Here is a 15,761-nt window from a genome sequence, read left to right as displayed (position 1 = left end):
TCCAGTTGCCCGGGAAGCTATTTCTTACGCCGACGAGCCGAGCTTCCAACATGGCGGGCCTTCATGGCCTCCATGCGGTTCCGCAGCACGGCGGCGTCCTCATACCGTTCCTCATCGACCGCCTTGCTGAGCTCGCTTTCCAGCTTGGCCAGTGGGTCCGCGGGCAATCGCGCCGCGATCTCGTTTCGCAGGGCCGTGAGGATCGTCACTTCGGTCAGCTCTTCGAACATGTCTTCCTGGCCCGTCTCGGTCAGAAGCTCCTGAATCTGCGAAAGTCCGGCCGAGACGCGCGCCATCGCGGTCTTAAAGGAACCGCGGCGCAGGGCGAGGTGAACCTGCGCCCGGGTATTCATCATGATCAGGTAGGGCCTGTACTGCTCAAGGGCCGTTCGATCGCTCTCCTCGCGGGCATGATCGTGGCACAGGTCGATCACGCGCACGTTGCGCGCCGTATCTCGCTCAACGCCCTCGAAGTCCTCAAGCACGAACTCGGCCAGATATCGATGGTAGTACTGCAGCGATTCCTCGCGCAGCGCCTGACAATCGGCGGGACTGAGCTCAAAGCCCAGCTCGGTTCCGTTCTTCTCGGTGTGAGCCTCAAGCTGCTTTTCGTGATATTCGAGCAGAGAATCGCAGCCGTGTGGCCGAGTGCCGTCCGGCCGCCCGCTGACTTCCATCTGCAGCAGCCCAAGGTCCAGACGCATCTGCACCTTCACGGTTCCATCGTCTCCGGTGATCTTACGGACCGTGATTTGGTTGGCTTCGTAGTTCCAACCGGCCAGAATCCTTCGCAGATCCAGTGATGCCATGATGGGCTCCTTTCGACGGGGAGTCACCTAATTATACAACCCTGCGATCGGACAAACCCAAGCTTTTCAGTGCTGAAAACGGAAAAAAATGCGCTGTCCGATCCAGGTGCCGATAAAGCGTCGCCTTCCGTGGTTCCGCGTGCCTATCATTTAGATGAAGTGCTGGGGTGAAAAGTTAGCGGAATTATTGTGGGCTCGAACTTGCCGGCGCGACGCTATCGGCCCTTCGTCATGATGCGCGCATGTTTCTGCGCTAAGGCGAATTCTGCGCCGTCCGCGAGCCGTTGCCCTCGACGTCGTCGGGCACGCTGAGAATCGCCCGGGCGATTCGTTCGGCGGCGATGCGCTGCGCCTTCGCATTGGGATGATGGTCCGTGATGTGCACCCAGAGCGATTCGGCGGGAATGCCGCGGTACGAGTCCAGCAGATCAATGATGCTGACATGGTTCGCAGCGCCGTCTCGAAGAATGCGCTCGTGCACGTCTTCGAACGGATAATCGCCATCCAGATCCCAGAAAACTGGAAACAGGACCGGCACAAATCTGAAGTGATCAGTACGGCTCGTCTCCGCCATGACCGAAAGAAGCGGTGATTCCTTCTTCCACTTCGCCGAGTCAAACGATCGCCGGATCTCCGTGAAATACTCATCCTGAAGCGCCGCGGATCGCCGGTTGCGCTCAATGATCTCAATGACCCTGGAGAATCGCGAAAGGGCCGACAGCTTTGCGCCACGCGTATACTCGTCGTTCAGGCGAATCGTCTCCGGAAAGTCCATCGCATCGTTCAAAAAGAGCCCCAGCGTGACGACATCAGGCTCCAGTGCCCGGCAACGGGCCAGAAACAGGGCCACACACTCCCTGAGCCCGTACGCCTGAACGCCGGCGTTAATCACCTCGACCGTCATCGTCGGCAACTCTTTGGCAAGGATGCGCTGGAGCAATTCCGGGTACGTCTGCTCCTCGTGAACACCCTCGCCGAAGGTAATCGAGTCGCCAAGACAAACCACGCGGAAGACATTCGGCGGCTTCTTAACGACCACCGCGTCACCGCGTAGCCCGAGCGAGTTGATTCGATACACCACGCGGCCGTCCGGCCCCAGGTCGCCGTTTGCATCACCGGCCGGATCGTAAATGGAGGAGAAAACAGCCCGCGGCTGATAAACCGGGAGCAAAATGTTCATGGTGTCGATCGACGTGAACGGAACGCCGCCGCGTGGCTCGAATCTCCGTGGCGCAAGCGTCTTCGGCCCGATGTCCAAAACGCGCACGCCCAGCTCCGCAATAAGGAACGCGACGATCACGCTGGCCCAGGCAAGCAGAATCTTCCGATTGAGCCGGGAGTTCGAGCCTTTGGCATCCGTGGTGGTCGAGGCCTGCGGTGGGGGATCGTTGTTCGCCATGACCTTTCATCGGTTGAAGCGGCGGCCTCAATCGTTTAGGGAAATCGGCTCGGTCGAAATCGTCGAGGACTCAAACCGCCCGGCGATCGGCAGCGTGACCGAAAATACCGAGCCCTTACCGACTTCACTCGTCGCGCTGATCGTCCCGCCCAGTATCGTGACCAGTTCCTTGCTGATTGCCAGCCCCAATCCCGTCCCGCTGTGCTCGCGGGTCATCGAGTCGTCCAGTTGCCTGAATTTCTCAAAGACCGTCGCCAACTCCGCCTCGGGTATCCCGATGCCCGTATCGCGGACGCAGACCTGCACGCTCGCCTCGCCGCTGTTGGAAAGCGAAAGCTCAACAACGCCGCCGTCCGGGGTGAATTTGACCGCGTTGGAAAGCAGGTTGTAGAGCACCTGCTGAATGCGCCCCGGGTCGGAATGAATGACCGGGACATCTTCGCTGATCGACGTCGTAAGCTGCAGGCTCTTCTTGTCCGCCAGCGGCCGCATGAAGTCGATCAGGTTCCTGCACATCTCCTGCATGTTGACCTCGGCGAGGTGCAATTCCATCTTGCCCGCCTCGATCTTCGCCAGGTCGAGGAGATCGTTGATAATCCCCAGGAGCATCCGGCCGCTGGACATGATGTTCTCCGAGTAGCGCAGCATCCGGCCCCCGTCGCTGCTCGTCGCCTCCCGAAGCAGCTCGGCGAACCCGATGATCGACGTCAACGGCGTGCGAAGCTCATGGCTCACGTTGGCCAGAAACTGGCTCTTGATCTTGTTCGCCTCAAACAGCGCGACGTTGCGCTCGGCCAGCTCACCCAGGCGCGTATCAAGACTGCGATTGATGGTCCTCAGTTCAATCTCGGACGACTGAAGATGCGTGAGCATGGCATTAAACGCCCGGGCCAGGTCTTCAAACTCGTCCCCGGTCGCGATCTGGCTTCTGACGCCGTGTTCGCCCTGCGCCACGCTTTCCGCCACGCGCGTCAACTCGCGCACCGGCGAGAGAATCAGCTTCTGCGTGATGAGATAAAAAACAAGAACCGCTAGGATACCCGCAAGCGCCCCGGCCATCAGGCTCAGCCCGAGGTTTACAAGCAAATTGAATCGCGCGTCCGGCGACGGATACTCGACCGCGACGATCCCCAGCAGCGTTCCCGGCGGCATATGCCCGCCAAAAGAGCGAACCGGCAACACAACCCGATAGACGATATTGCGATCGACCGATGATGCGATGGCCGGCGCCTCTTCGAGACCGGGATCCTTGGCGAGAAGCTTGATCGCCTCTTCAAGCTCAGCATCTACCCACGGCGGCGGCTGAGGATTCGAGGGGTCTGATAACTGGATCAGTCTCGGGGCAGGCCCTTGCAGCCCATGTTGATCGGCTCCGGTTGTCCACCAGGCATCGAGCGCCTGCTGCTTGCGAAGCCAATTACCCGTGCCGAGATCGCTTCGAGCAAGCGCCAGCCGACCCATTTGGCGGGCAATCTGAATATTCGCCTCATGCACGAGGTCCTGCATTCTCAGCCACGGGACAAAGAGCGCCGAGGCAATAATCAGCAGAACGGCAAGTCCAAAGAGAATCCGGCACTTCGCCGCGAGCGAAATCGAAAAAAAGGAGATTCGGGCCATGACCTCGCTAGTTTAAGCTGAGATCGGCCCGAAGGCGTGGTAGTGGCGGCGTGCCTCGTTCGAGCTACGCAAGTTGTACGCTACGCGGCCGAATCGGGGTGCGAAGAATTGGCTTTCGGGGCAGATTCTGCCGCCCCTGCGTTTGACCCCCCCAAATTCGACCGATATCATTACAAGTTCCCCTCCTACTTATCAGGGAGGAGCCACTGAAAATGCGTTCTACCTCGATACTTCTTACATCATTGGCCCTGGTTCTAGCGATGACCCCCGATTCATTCGGCCAGGCTTCGCGCCGCAGAGGAACCGCAAGGCGACAAAGTGCGAGAGCGCCACAGGTGCAAAGCCAGACTGCCCAGAGGCCGGCACGCAGCTCCTCCGCCCGTGACAGCCGCTATATCGGCGTATCGACGCGACAGGACCAGATTCGTGCTCTGTTGGCGGCGACCAACCCCCGGTACCGAGCTCGACAGCTTCAAGGCCTCGCTCGGCGACAACCAACCCTGGTCGAAATCATGCTCGACCAGCGCAACCTCCTGAGCCCGCGATCGAACATCACCCGAAACATGCTCGGACAGGATTACTATGGCATCGGGGACGCCTCTTCCGAGATCTCCAGTGAATCGCTTCCCATGAACATCGCCGGCAGCCCCGCGTCCCGTCTCAAGGGCGGCGAGGCCGTCACCTCGGATTTTCTCGATCTTTACGAGCAACAATTAAGTCGCCGGGCGGATGACTACTACGAGATCGGCGTCGCCTACTTCGCCGCGGGTGAATTCGCAAAGGCAAAGAGCAATTTTCAGATGGATCGCGAGATTCATCGCGACTCCGCCCGGGCATATATCGCCGACGTCTTTTGTGCCCTTGAGCAGCGCGACATGAATCGCGCCCGCTTCAGCCTCATTATGGCCTTCAAGAGAGCCGAAAGCCCCGAGGGGCTGAAGGTGGATATTTCCAAATTCTACCCCGACCCGATGAAACTTGAGCGCACAATGAACGTGCTCGGCGTCGTGGAATCCCAAAGCACCGACATCTTCGGTCCCGCCCTCCTCCTGGCATATTGCTCCTGGCTGGACGGTGATTTGATATCCGCACAGCAATACATGACCAAATTACTCGCCGATCCTTCCATGGCGACCATGAACAAGGACCTGGTCGAAGCGGTCATCCGCTTTGGCCGGTTTATTGACGAAGCCCGATCGGCTCCGGCCGGCGGTGGTGATGAGGGGATCGCCCGATAAGCAGCTTAAAGCCTTCGCTTGGCTGACTGACACTGACGTTATCCTATCATTGAACCGACATCATTCCTGGCGGCCCGGGATGCTGGCGTCAGAGCCTGTGCCGATTGGGATGAATCCGACGGGGGAGAATGCGGCAGACTGGGAAAAGCTAGGGCTGCCGCCCTTGAAGCATGCAATTGAAGACCCTTCATTCCGACCATCGCCCACGCGGCTTCTCGCCCGTTTCTCGCGGCGTGCTCACGATTGTGTCGCATCTGTTCTTATTCATCCTCGCCTACTTCTGTGCTTTTGGCCTCGCCTATAACTTCAAGAGTTTTGACCTCTGGGTCCGCCCCTTTTTCCTGCCTCTCCTGCCCATCGTTGTGGTCATCAAGATGGCCGTGTTCGCTCGGATGCAGTTGTTTCGCGGATCGTGGCGCTATGTGGGCATGAGGGACATGCTCTCCATCGTCAAGGCCACCCATTTCAGCACGTTCATTTTTGTGGTCGTGTTTTACGTCCTTGAGAACCTGCACATTCGCTGGTACGGCGAGGGCTTTCTCTACGTCTGGAATTCCAGATTGAATCCGGATCTCAATGTCTCATCCTTCCCTCAGTCAACATTTCTCCTTGATTGGGGCATGACGATTGCAACGGTCTGCGGAGCGAGGATTCTCTTTCGCCTCTACCACGAAGAACTCAGGCCCGTTGATTCCGGCGGTCAGCGAACCTGCCTGATCCTCGGCGCCGGTGACACCGGTGAGGCCCTCCTGCGGGAATTGCTTCGCATGCCGGTCGAGCGATATCGAGTCGCCGGCTTCCTCGACGACGACACCGCCAAACACGGCGCTCAGATCCACGGCGTGCCCGTTCTGGGACGCATCGACGAGGCCAAGGACATCTGCCGCAGCGAAGACGTCGAGGAGCTTTTCTTTGCGATGCCCAGCGCGCCGCAGCGGCGGCTCAGGCAGATCGTCGAGTCCCTGCAGGGCCAGAACGTCCGCTTCCGTACCATTCCGGCCATGGCCCAGGTGATCGAAGGCCGCGTCACTTTCAATCAGATTCGCGACGTGGACATCAAGGACCTGCTCGGACGCGAACAGGTCGCGCTGGATGAGGCCAAGATTCGTGAATACCTCGCCGGCCAACTCGTACTCGTCACCGGCGCCGGCGGCTCGATCGGTTCCGAAATCTGCCGACAAATCCTTCGCTACAAACCACGCAAGCTCGTGTTGGTCGAGCAGGCCGAAAACAACCTGTTCGAGATAGACCGCGAGCTGGGAGCCCTGGCCCCGGACGTCCGCCGCGAATGCTACGTCGCCGACATCTGCGACGCCAACCGCGTTGACGCCATTCTTGCATCCGAGCGCCCCGCCGTCATCTTCCATGCCGCCGCCCACAAGCACGTCCCGCTCATGGAATCAAATGTCGGCGAGGCAATCAAGAACAACATCCTCGGCACGCGCACCGTCGCCGACGCCGCCAAGCGCCACGGCGTGCTTCGCTTTGTGATGATTTCAACCGACAAGGCGGTCAATCCGACGAGCGTCATGGGCTGTTCCAAACGCGTCGCCGAGATGTACATCCAACAGCTCCGCCAGGGAGCGGTCACGCAATACATGACCGTCCGATTCGGAAATGTCCTCGGCTCCTCGGGAAGCGTCGTACCCATTTTTGCCAGGCAGATCGCCGCCGGCGGACCGGTCACCGTGACCGACCCGGCCATGACTCGCTACTTCATGACCATCCCCGAGGCAAGTCTGCTCGTCCTTCAGGCAGGCGTGATGGGCAGCGACGGCGACATCTTCGTGCTCGACATGGGGGAGCCGGTGAAGATCGTCGATCTCGCCCGCGAAATGATCACCCTCAGCGGACTGCGGCCCGGCGAGGACATCGAAATTGTCTTCTCCGGTGTGCGCCCCGGTGAGAAGCTTTATGAAGAGTTGAGCGTCAAAGGCGAGGACATCAGCCCGACCAGGCACGAAAAGATCTACGTCTGGCGAAACCGCAAGGAAGACTGGCCCCGCGTCTGCGAGATGATCGACCGCCTCGTCGCCGATGCCGACCGACTGTCTCTCGCCGAACTGAAGGAACGCCTCTCAGAGGTCGTTCCGGAATACGCTCCCGAGCAGCCTAAAGAAAATAGCGATAACTTGACGCCTTCCCCGGATCACGCTTCCGCCGCCTCCGCCCGGGTACCAAGTCCCGCGAAAATGCAGACCGATTTCCAGATCGGCGAATCACCCGTCGCCTGACGAACGAGCCATCGAGCTTCGATCACGGCATCCCCACCCGACACACCTTAACCATCGGTGCGCGCCTCAGACGGCGCAACCTCCGCCGGATGAACGATGGCCAGTAACCGCTGGCCCGTCCGAAGCGGCTCGTCCAGCGGCGGAGGGCACTGGATCGTCCCGTCCGGCTGCTCGACCCCGATGATCTGTGCGCCGTAGCTGCGACGAAAATCCGCTTCGCGGATCGACTTCCCGATCGCGTCCATCGGCACCAGCAATCGCTGAATGACATCCTTGCGCATCGGCGTGACCCCCATCACCAACTGCTGAATCTGACCCTCGCTCTCAATCGCCGCGAGTCCCGTGTGCTCGCGGAACATGGCGGTCTGAACATTGGCCAGGCTCTTGCGCAGCGCGTCAAAAACGTGCTCGCGCTTGAGCATTCCCAACCAGGCGTGGCGGCCGTCCACGGACACGACCGGCAGAACATCGTGATTGCTCGCGCGAAACGACTCCAGCGCCTCATATACATTTTCCTCCGGAGACACCGTCACCAGGTCCTCCGTCATGATGTCGGCGGCGATGACCGTTTCCGCCATACCGGGCAGTTCGACCATGCGATGAATATCCGTCACCGAGATGATCCCCTCGAGAACTCCGTTCTTGGCCACCGCGAAGACCGGCCGCGTTCCCGGGCGAATTCTCTTCACGAGCTCCTCGACGGTGGCCTCCGGACCGACCGTTTCTTCCCAGCAGGGCTCCATGATCTCTTTGACGCTCCACGACTCAAGAAGATGAACGATCGCAGCGCCGGCATGGACGGGCGACTCCGCGGAGCTGCGCACTTGCTCGGTATTCAGCCCACGGAATCGCCCCACGACATACGAGCTCATGCAGACCAGCATCAACGGGACGATCAGCCCGTAGCTGCCCGTCATCTCGCTGACCATCACGATCGCCGCCAGCGGCGTGCGCATGCCCGCCGCAAGAACCCCGCCCATACCCACCGGGATCAGTGCCTCTCGAAGTTGCGGATGCGACACAAGTATCTCGGGGTAGACCGCGTTAAGCGTTGCTCCAAGAAAAGCGCCCACCGTGCCGCCGATGAACACGCCCGGGCCAATCACCCCGCCGCTCGCTCCGCTGCCGACGGTCAGCGCCGACGCCACGCACTTGCCCACCACCACAGCGCCAAACAGTCCAACCCACCACCAATCTCCGTGGTTCGAGCCGGCAAATCCGTTCATCGCGTTCTCAATGAACTCGTATCGGCCATCCATGACCTGCGGCAGAGCGCACGCGATCAGCCCGGTCCCGAGGCCGCCGATGCAGGGAACCAGCCACGCAGGCACCCCGCGCACCAGGGGACGAAGCCGCTTTTCAATGACATGCAGACACTCGCTGAAAAACACGCTTACGATGCCGCACAACGGCCCGAGTACGGCATAGGGAATCAACTCCATGGCCGAACCGAATGCAAGGTGTCGCCGATCGAGAAGATAGGTTTGCTGTCCCATGAACTCGATGAAGGTGGAATAGCCGATGACCGATGCAACAAAGGCCGGAACGATCGCCTCCGCCTCAAACTCTTCCTCGCGGTATAGTACGCTCGTCGCAAAAAGCGCCCCGCCTAGTGGGCATCGAAAGATCGCCCCCACCCCGGCGCTGCAACCGGCGACCAGCAAAATGCGCCTCTCGCGGGCCTTCAGCCGAAAGATTCGGCCGATGGCCGAACCAAGGGCCGCAGTCAGCGCGGCGATAGGGCCCTCCGGACCCGTCGATCCGCCGCATGACAAAACCCCGGCCACCGCGGCCCCCTTCACGATCGGCTCCTTCAGCGGGAGATCGCCGAGATTGCGATGAAAGGCCCTGACGTACAAATTCGTCCCGTGGCCGAACGGCAGCTTGAAGATCGCCTGCACGACCAGACCCGAAATGAGACCGCCCAGCGCGGGAAACAGGAGCGACGGCCACCGAAAATGCATCACCGCCGCACTGCCGACACCCTGCACGTACCGGTCTATGACGAGATGGGACCCCTGCTCAATCGCCCAGTGAAGCCCCGTCGCGGAAAGACCGCCAAGCGCTCCCACGACGATGGCGAGCCCGAACAGCATCCCCCACCGCGCGGCGGGCCTCTGGAACGTCTGCAGGATTTGCATTAACTGGATCACGCGTCAACTTCCTACCTTATAGCGTCGACCCGCGAACGCAACATACTCCTCCTCCCGTCTCAGGCGTCGGCGCGCACAATGAGCATCTATGAAGCGGTGCGAGTCAAGAGGGCGTGCATGGGTTTATATGGAAGGGGCTCCGGAAATTGCTCTCCGAAGCCCCTTGGGTTGGCTCATTGACTTGCGAAGTGCTGTTGCCTCCCTACGGCCCGACCGCCGCCGTCGGCAGGCCGAGTTCGCTCAGCTTGGCGATCATTGCCGCGAATTGGGCGTCGGTGCTGCTCTCGCAGTTCGGTCCCCAGCATTGAGCGATTGACCACTCGTAGAACGCCTCCCACGCGGCCTCTTCATCGGGTGGCATGGGCGTCTCGCCCGTATCCCCTTCACCGCTCATCGACGACATCATCGACTCACCGCCGCCTCCCATCAGGCTTTCGCCCTCGCACTCGTCGGGGATGCCATTGGTATTGACATCCTCGCTGATCTCAGCGGCGATGTCGCACGCGTCGGGGATTCCATTCTCGTTGCAGTCATCGCAGGCCGGGTCGCTCTCGCAGTCGGCAATGTCGCACTCATCCGGAATCCCGTTGGTATTGCAATCGCTGCTTCCAAACGGCGGCGGGAGCGCCAGTTCGCACTCATCCGGGTACTCATTCCCGTTGCAGTCCGGGCTCACCCACTCGTCCCCAACCGGGTCGGTCGGGTCCATGTCGCAGTCGTCCGGCACGCCGTTCGTGTTGCAGTCCGGCTCGCACTCGTCCGGGTAGCCGTTCAAGTTGCAGTCGGCGCTGACCATCGAGTTCCCGTCCGGGTCGGCCGGGTCCACGTCACAGGAATCGGCGATGCCGTTGTCGTTACAGTCCTTCGCGCACTCATCGGGGATGCCGTCGGTGTCGCAGTCGTAGCTGGTCGCCTGGGCGATATCCCATTCGTCGGGCACATCGTTTTCGTTGCAGTCCGGCTCACACTCGTCCGGCACGCCGTTGCTGTTCACGTCGCTGCTGGTCTGCGCGGCGATGTCCTCGTCGTCGGGGATGCCGTTCAGATTGCAGTCGATGATCCGCAAGGTGGGAAGCGTGCACTCGTTGCCGACCAGCGTATTGACGAAGCACTGGATGTCCAGCCCGTTGATTCTCGCGTCGTTGTTCATGTCCACCCGGCACACATCGAGGATGTCGGCGCAGGTGAAGTCGCCGAACAACAGGGCGTCGACGAACGGGGCGATGTCGTAAAGGTTGACGAGGCAGTCGTTGTCGGCGTCACCCTTGAGGCACGGGTCGCACATTTCCGGGTTCATCTCGCAGACGCCGCAGGCGGGAATCGTCGTCCGGGCGTAATTCGGCGGGAGGACGGTGTAGGATACGACAGGTACGCCTGAAGTGTTCTCGTGCGCCCACGTGGCGACAAGTTGATCTTCGGCCCCGTACGCGATGGTGTGCCCTCCGCTGCGCTGAAGGTATCGTGCATTTCCACTTAGTGTCGGACTCGTGTCCTGATTCACACGAAGCTCACTTCCGCGCGGCTGGCCCAGGTTGTCAAAATATTGGGCGTGAATCTCCGTCCGTGCTTCGGGGTTGTTTAACGTGTTCCATGCCACCACGAACCGCCCTGCGTTGGAGTCCGTGGCCAGCGTGAGTGCCAGGGCCGGGCGAGCAATGAGAGGATTGTTGATGACCGAGTTTGCGTCCGTGTCCACGACGAACACGCCCGACCGACCCTCGCCGTCGGCGGGATCGCGCAATCGCTGGCCGGGCTGGGCGCTATCATCAAACTTGAACCGCCGGGCATAGATGTGGAAGTTAGGATCGCCGGTGCAGGCGACGAGTCGGGGCCCGGCCCACGCGACAACGATGTCATTGCCGACAAATGAGACCGCCGGGGACACTTGGTTTGACTCATCCTCAGTGGAAATATCCTCGACCAATGGATTGTTGACCCACTTGTCGGGGTCATTTCTGTCTGGTCCGGCAAGCTGTTCCAGAACAGCTCCAGTCTCATCAAAAAGAACCAACGCGATATTCAGGAATGAGTCTGCGAGAGTAGGGTCTTCATCGTAGGCAAATGCAATTGCGAACGCCCCATCTTCAGATCGCGTCGATACGCAGGGCAGCCACTGGTTGACCCTCGCCCCACAGGTCGTCACGTCGCAGTTTCTGATTGTGGCGGTCTGGGCGCCGTCGATGCCGAAGTGAAGCCCGGGGTTCTCATCGTTATTCGCCCATGCCGCGGTGGCCTGGTCGATCAATGCATCCGACGCCCCGGCCGAGGGGAATTCATCCCCGCCCCCACTGGCAGATGATGGCGGGCTCTCCACAGGTATGATCGATTCGAAATCGTCAAAATCAAACTGGTTCTCGGTCAGAAACAGCTTTACCTCGCCGAAAATCGCCCCGTCAACACCGATCCATGCGACGGAATAATGCCCGGTTCGACTGGACGCGATGGACGGCCATTCATGGTGTCCGGGTTCGCTGAGTACCCCCGAGCGAGCCAAGTATCTCCCCGGACTTGCAGAACCGCTGAACGCGGATTTCGCGGTATTGCGGTCGCGCGCGAGCGTACGCAACCACGAATTCTCCGCTCTCGCGCATGGCCACGCATACGCCGTCGGACAGAATATCAACCTGGGCTTCGATCGGTGTCGCAGGGACAGGGTCGGGGCACTGAGCATTGGTGTTTGAGGTCACGGGAATGATGAGCGTGATCAGGAGAACGGAAGGGAACAACGACCCTGGAATTCTGGAGCGCGCGGAATCTGCGCAAAGAGTTGACATGGTTTTCCTCCCTTGCAAAAGTCGAACGTTTTGACTTGGCGCCTACGCCACGTTATGTCGCTTGCGCAAGCCACATATGTGATGCGAAAAGTATCAGCAGGCTGGAATGTCTATCGTGGAGGTACCCTCCTCCCCCCATGCCCCAACAAACGGACCGCAATCGGAACACATATCAAAAGAAGACCCCCAGTTCCGGGTTCCGGAATTGTCGATAGTTCGAACGCGAAACTACCCGGCGAAGATGTCCAGTCCGAAACAACCGGATTCAAATAGTAAAAACCCAATTGAAGGCCCGTTCCACGCTCCCACCGAAAATGGCTGTCCAAGTCTCCGAGCTGCACAACCTCTAACCAGTAAAGCAAATCCGCATCTAGAAGGAATGGTGCGCTTAGTTCCGCCTGATAACGATACTCGTCTGGGATTCCTGGCAGCAACAACGTGCGCCCCGTGCTGGCCCTGGGAGGATTGAGGATTGTCTCTCCAAAGAGTATGTTCGAGCTATCAGGCAGATCATCGCTAGTGCGAGGGGCGTAAAGGCGAACGCGAAATGACTCCGGGCCTGTCGGAGGATCATGAGCATCCGGTGCCTCATCGAAATCGCCACCGTAAAATCCCCACCAGGTGATTTGCCTGATGGTCGCAGATTGACCGAGCCGTATGTTGTCCGCGAGCAATTGCCAAAACGGAACACCGACTCCGTTAATGAAAGACGTATCTGAACCCTGGCCACCAGTTAGATTCGGCTGCTGATCTACGACAATCCCCCCTCGCGGAAGGCCCATGAGGTCCGGATCAATATCCAGCACCGGACCTGCCGACGCCATTTGACCGGCGAAGACAACCACGATCACACACGACGCGACACTAGCCTGCCTCAACATGCGGATATCCTCCCCGGTTCGATTGCCGACCCATCGCTGGGCCCCCTTTCTCCCCCCGCGACACGAGAAGCAACAACAAAGAACTAACATCAGTGCAGCAGTACTCGGTTCCGGAATCGTCGAGAGCTGAAAAGCGAGATTGGCAGCCGTATTCTGTGTGTGAACCCAATCGACCGTTGCATCGTTCTGGAATGCAAATCCGTCGCGACCAGAAACTGAATATTCCCAGCGATAAACGCTTTGCTGTGACCCAACCTGCACGATCTCCAACCAGTACAGCGTTGACGAGTTGAGCTGTGCGGGGATCGTAAGGTTCACATCAAACCTGTATTCGTTGGGAGTGGCGCCCGTCAAAATCTGTCGCCCAGTCCAAGCGTACGGAGGATCTATGACGCTTTCTTCGAAGAGGACCGATCCGGGCAAATTGTCCAGAGCCCGGGCGCCGTAAAACCGAATCCGCATTGTCTGTGTCGCGGGCGGCTGTTCAGCCGGGTTCGTAAACGTCCCGCCGTAAAACCCCCACCATGTGACATGTCTAATTGTGGTAGCTGAATCGATCATAAAGTCGTCCGCTGACAACTGCGACGTGAGCGGCGTGGCAACATCGAAAAAACTAGTGTCGCTTCCTGGTCCACCCGTAGGAAACGGCTGACGATCGACAACGATCCCGCTGCGTGGAAGTCCCATCAGGTCCGGGTCAATGTCCAGCACCGGACCGGCCAGCGCCATTTGACCGGCGAAGACAAACAGAACTACGGACGAAACAAAACTAGCTTGCTTCAACATGCGAACGCGCACCCTTCCGCTTGAGGCTTGAGGCTCGTGCGAAAGCCCTCCTTTGTGGATCGACCCGCTCCACTCGCACTAACTACAATCTATCCCAAGTCCCAAAAAAAAGTCAAGCGAATCAGGCTGATTCCATTGACTGACATCGATCTGGAAGCCGCGATTATCGGCAGGCCCTGTGCCGAATCACGGTGACGTATCTGAGGGCCGTCGCCACTCCGTGCCGATTCCGCGAAACCGAACATTGAAAACCGACAACCCGCTTCGCCACGGAATATCTCCACTCCTTTGCGCGATTCCCAGAACCCCCGTGGATGCCTTGCGCAGTGTGTATTCTCAACCGACACCCAAAAAGGCTGCGGCCCTCCTCGCGCCGCCAGGCGCGCACGCGGAGCAAGAATGCATCAATGGAGATCAAATCAACCATTGCCCCGCGAGGTAGCGCATCGTGCAAGATCAAAACCCCATTAGCCAGGTGATCCCCAAGCGCTTCGCCGCCGCCGCGCCTCAAGCCCCAGGCCGCATGTCTCAGGCCATTTTCACCAAAAACCACCCAAAACCCGAACCGCCCCAACACATGCCCGCCACAAGAGTTGCAAGCGAAAAAAATCGCGTGTGTCACTATTTGTCACCTTCGATTTTGCACGACTTGCGCGCGATTGGCTCGCTTGTCTTCACCCTCGACGCCTTGGCCCCTCGATCCCTCGGCCCCTTTTTTCGCCTATTGTCACCTTCGACTCTGCTCACTCCCCGCGCCCTTTCTGAAATCTCAAATCTCAAATCTGAGATTCCGCCGCGGCTGGTGCAAGATTCCCTTCTCGCACCCACCAAAATGGGAATCCTTTCCCATGTCTTTTTTCTTCGCGCAGACCTCCCTCATCCAACAATTAATCTCTCAGCCCGCGCAACCTTCCCGCCCACACCCGTTCGAGCCCCGAATGGGGCGCCGGCCTGTAGCCACAAATGCAGCGTCGTCGGGCACCGCCCGACCAGCGCAATCCGTGGTCAGCGTCGCGCAGAAAATCCCGCCCCGGCAGGGGCGGAGGAGTCACTCGAGTGCGCGCAAAAAACCACCAAAATCACGAACCGCCCCAACCCATGCCCGCCACAAGAGTTGCAAACAAAAAAAATCGCGTGTGTCACTATATGTCACGTTCGATTCTGCACGACTTACGCGCGATCAGCGAGCTGGTCTTCACCCTGGACCCCTCAGCCCCTTGGTCCCTCGGCCCCTTTTTGTTCGCCTATTGTCACCTTGCAAAACATCGAATCGCCGCGCCCCATTCAGAGCCCCGACTGTCAGGGAGGGGTCACCTCTCGAATGCAATCTCGTCCCGCCGCCACGTCGAGTGTCGCCGCCCTTGCATCACGCTCGGCCCCTTGCCCCGCCGCCTTCTCCTACAGCCTTCAGCCTATCGCCTACAGTCTCGCGTCTCAGGCCTTTTTCTCCAAAAACCACCCAAAACCCGAACCACCCCAACCCCTGCCCGCCACAATCGTTGGCACGATTCCCCAAGGCCTTGTGTCACCTTATGTCACCTGGATTTGATGGCCCACAACCGCCTCCGGCGGGCCGTCGCGAAGAGAGAATTCCGCCCCGGCAGGCTCGGTCCTGAAAAAAACCGAACTTCGCCTCGTGTTAGGGTTGACGTTTGGCCGAAGTTAGGCTATGCTTGAAGGGTCGTGGCGAATGGATGCGTCTCTCGATGTCTTGCCTCTCTGTGCGTTTGGCCCCGGTGGCGACTATGAGGTCGCCTGGCAACCCGGAAGCCGCAGCTCCGCCACCTTACTCGAAGCGATGCGCGCCGCCGTGGCATCGCTCCGTACTAGATTCGGCCTGCGGGCGGAAGACACCGCGTCCGCCCCAGGC

At 59.7% G+C, this 15,761-nt stretch carries 9 protein-coding genes; 2 read left to right on the top strand and 7 right to left on the bottom strand.

Features of this window, described 5'->3' with window-relative positions; translation table 11 throughout:
• Positions 1-17: 17 nt before the first annotated feature.
• The 3 genes from HS101_08425 to HS101_08415 form a co-directional block, all read right to left on the bottom strand.
• Positions 18-809, bottom strand: coding sequence for a UvrB/UvrC motif-containing protein (locus HS101_08425; protein MBE7506294.1), 792 nt, complete (start codon positions 807-809; stop codon positions 18-20).
• Positions 810-1,062: 253 nt separating this feature from the next.
• Positions 1,063-2,208, bottom strand: coding sequence for a hypothetical protein (locus HS101_08420; GenBank protein MBE7506293.1), 1,146 nt, complete (start codon positions 2,206-2,208; stop codon positions 1,063-1,065).
• A gap of 27 nt (positions 2,209-2,235) precedes the next feature.
• Positions 2,236-3,825 carry a HAMP domain-containing histidine kinase gene (locus tag HS101_08415; GenBank protein MBE7506292.1) on the bottom strand — a complete coding sequence of 530 codons (1,590 nt, stop codon included), beginning with the start codon at positions 3,823-3,825 and terminating at the stop codon, positions 2,236-2,238.
• 335 nt (positions 3,826-4,160) lie between these two features.
• On the opposite strand from HS101_08415, the gene HS101_08410 reads away from it, so the two are divergent.
• Both HS101_08410 and HS101_08405 read left to right on the top strand, forming a co-directional pair.
• Positions 4,161-5,063 (top strand): hypothetical protein, encoded by a 903-nt coding sequence (locus HS101_08410; protein ID MBE7506291.1) that lies wholly within the window; start codon positions 4,161-4,163, stop codon positions 5,061-5,063.
• 176 nt (positions 5,064-5,239) lie between these two features.
• Positions 5,240-7,297 carry a polysaccharide biosynthesis protein gene (locus HS101_08405; protein MBE7506290.1) on the top strand — a complete coding sequence of 686 codons (2,058 nt, stop codon included), beginning with the start codon at positions 5,240-5,242 and terminating at the stop codon, positions 7,295-7,297.
• A 47-nt stretch (positions 7,298-7,344) separates the two neighbouring features.
• On the opposite strand, the gene HS101_08400 is transcribed toward HS101_08405, so the two are convergent.
• The 4 genes from HS101_08400 to HS101_08385 form a co-directional block, all read right to left on the bottom strand.
• Positions 7,345-9,450 (bottom strand): chloride channel protein, encoded by a 2,106-nt coding sequence (locus HS101_08400; protein ID MBE7506289.1) that lies wholly within the window; start codon positions 9,448-9,450, stop codon positions 7,345-7,347.
• A 202-nt stretch (positions 9,451-9,652) separates the two neighbouring features.
• Entirely contained in the window at positions 9,653-11,944 is a 2,292-nt protein-coding gene (locus HS101_08395) for a hypothetical protein (GenBank protein MBE7506288.1), read from the bottom strand.
• On the bottom strand, positions 11,904-12,224 hold the full coding sequence (locus HS101_08390; protein ID MBE7506287.1) for a hypothetical protein: 321 nt from the start codon (positions 12,222-12,224) through the stop codon (positions 11,904-11,906). The genes HS101_08395 and HS101_08390 overlap by 41 nt, the downstream gene beginning before the upstream one ends.
• Positions 12,225-12,334: 110 nt before the next feature.
• Positions 12,335-13,891 carry a hypothetical protein gene (locus HS101_08385; GenBank protein MBE7506286.1) on the bottom strand — a complete coding sequence of 519 codons (1,557 nt, stop codon included), beginning with the start codon at positions 13,889-13,891 and terminating at the stop codon, positions 12,335-12,337.
• Positions 13,892-15,761 lie beyond the last annotated feature (1,870 nt).

This window comes from Planctomycetia bacterium, assembly GCA_015075745.1.
Classification (GTDB): Bacteria; Planctomycetota; Phycisphaerae; order UBA1845; family UTPLA1; genus UTPLA1.
This window is presented reverse-complemented; position numbering and strand designations above follow the sequence as displayed.

Excerpts from the sequence above, each read along its gene's own strand:
- HS101_08425 (MBE7506294.1), bottom strand. The coding sequence starts at position 809 with ATGGCATCACTGGATCTGCGAAGGATTCTGGCCGGTTGGAACTACGAA.
- HS101_08420 (MBE7506293.1), bottom strand. The coding sequence starts at position 2,208 with ATGGCGAACAACGATCCCCCACCGCAGGCCTCGACCACCACGGATGCC.
- HS101_08415 (MBE7506292.1), bottom strand. The coding sequence starts at position 3,825 with ATGGCCCGAATCTCCTTTTTTTCGATTTCGCTCGCGGCGAAGTGCCGG.
- HS101_08390 (MBE7506287.1), bottom strand. The coding sequence starts at position 12,224 with ATGTCAACTCTTTGCGCAGATTCCGCGCGCTCCAGAATTCCAGGGTCG.
- HS101_08385 (MBE7506286.1), bottom strand. The coding sequence starts at position 13,891 with ATGTTGAAGCAAGCTAGTTTTGTTTCGTCCGTAGTTCTGTTTGTCTTC.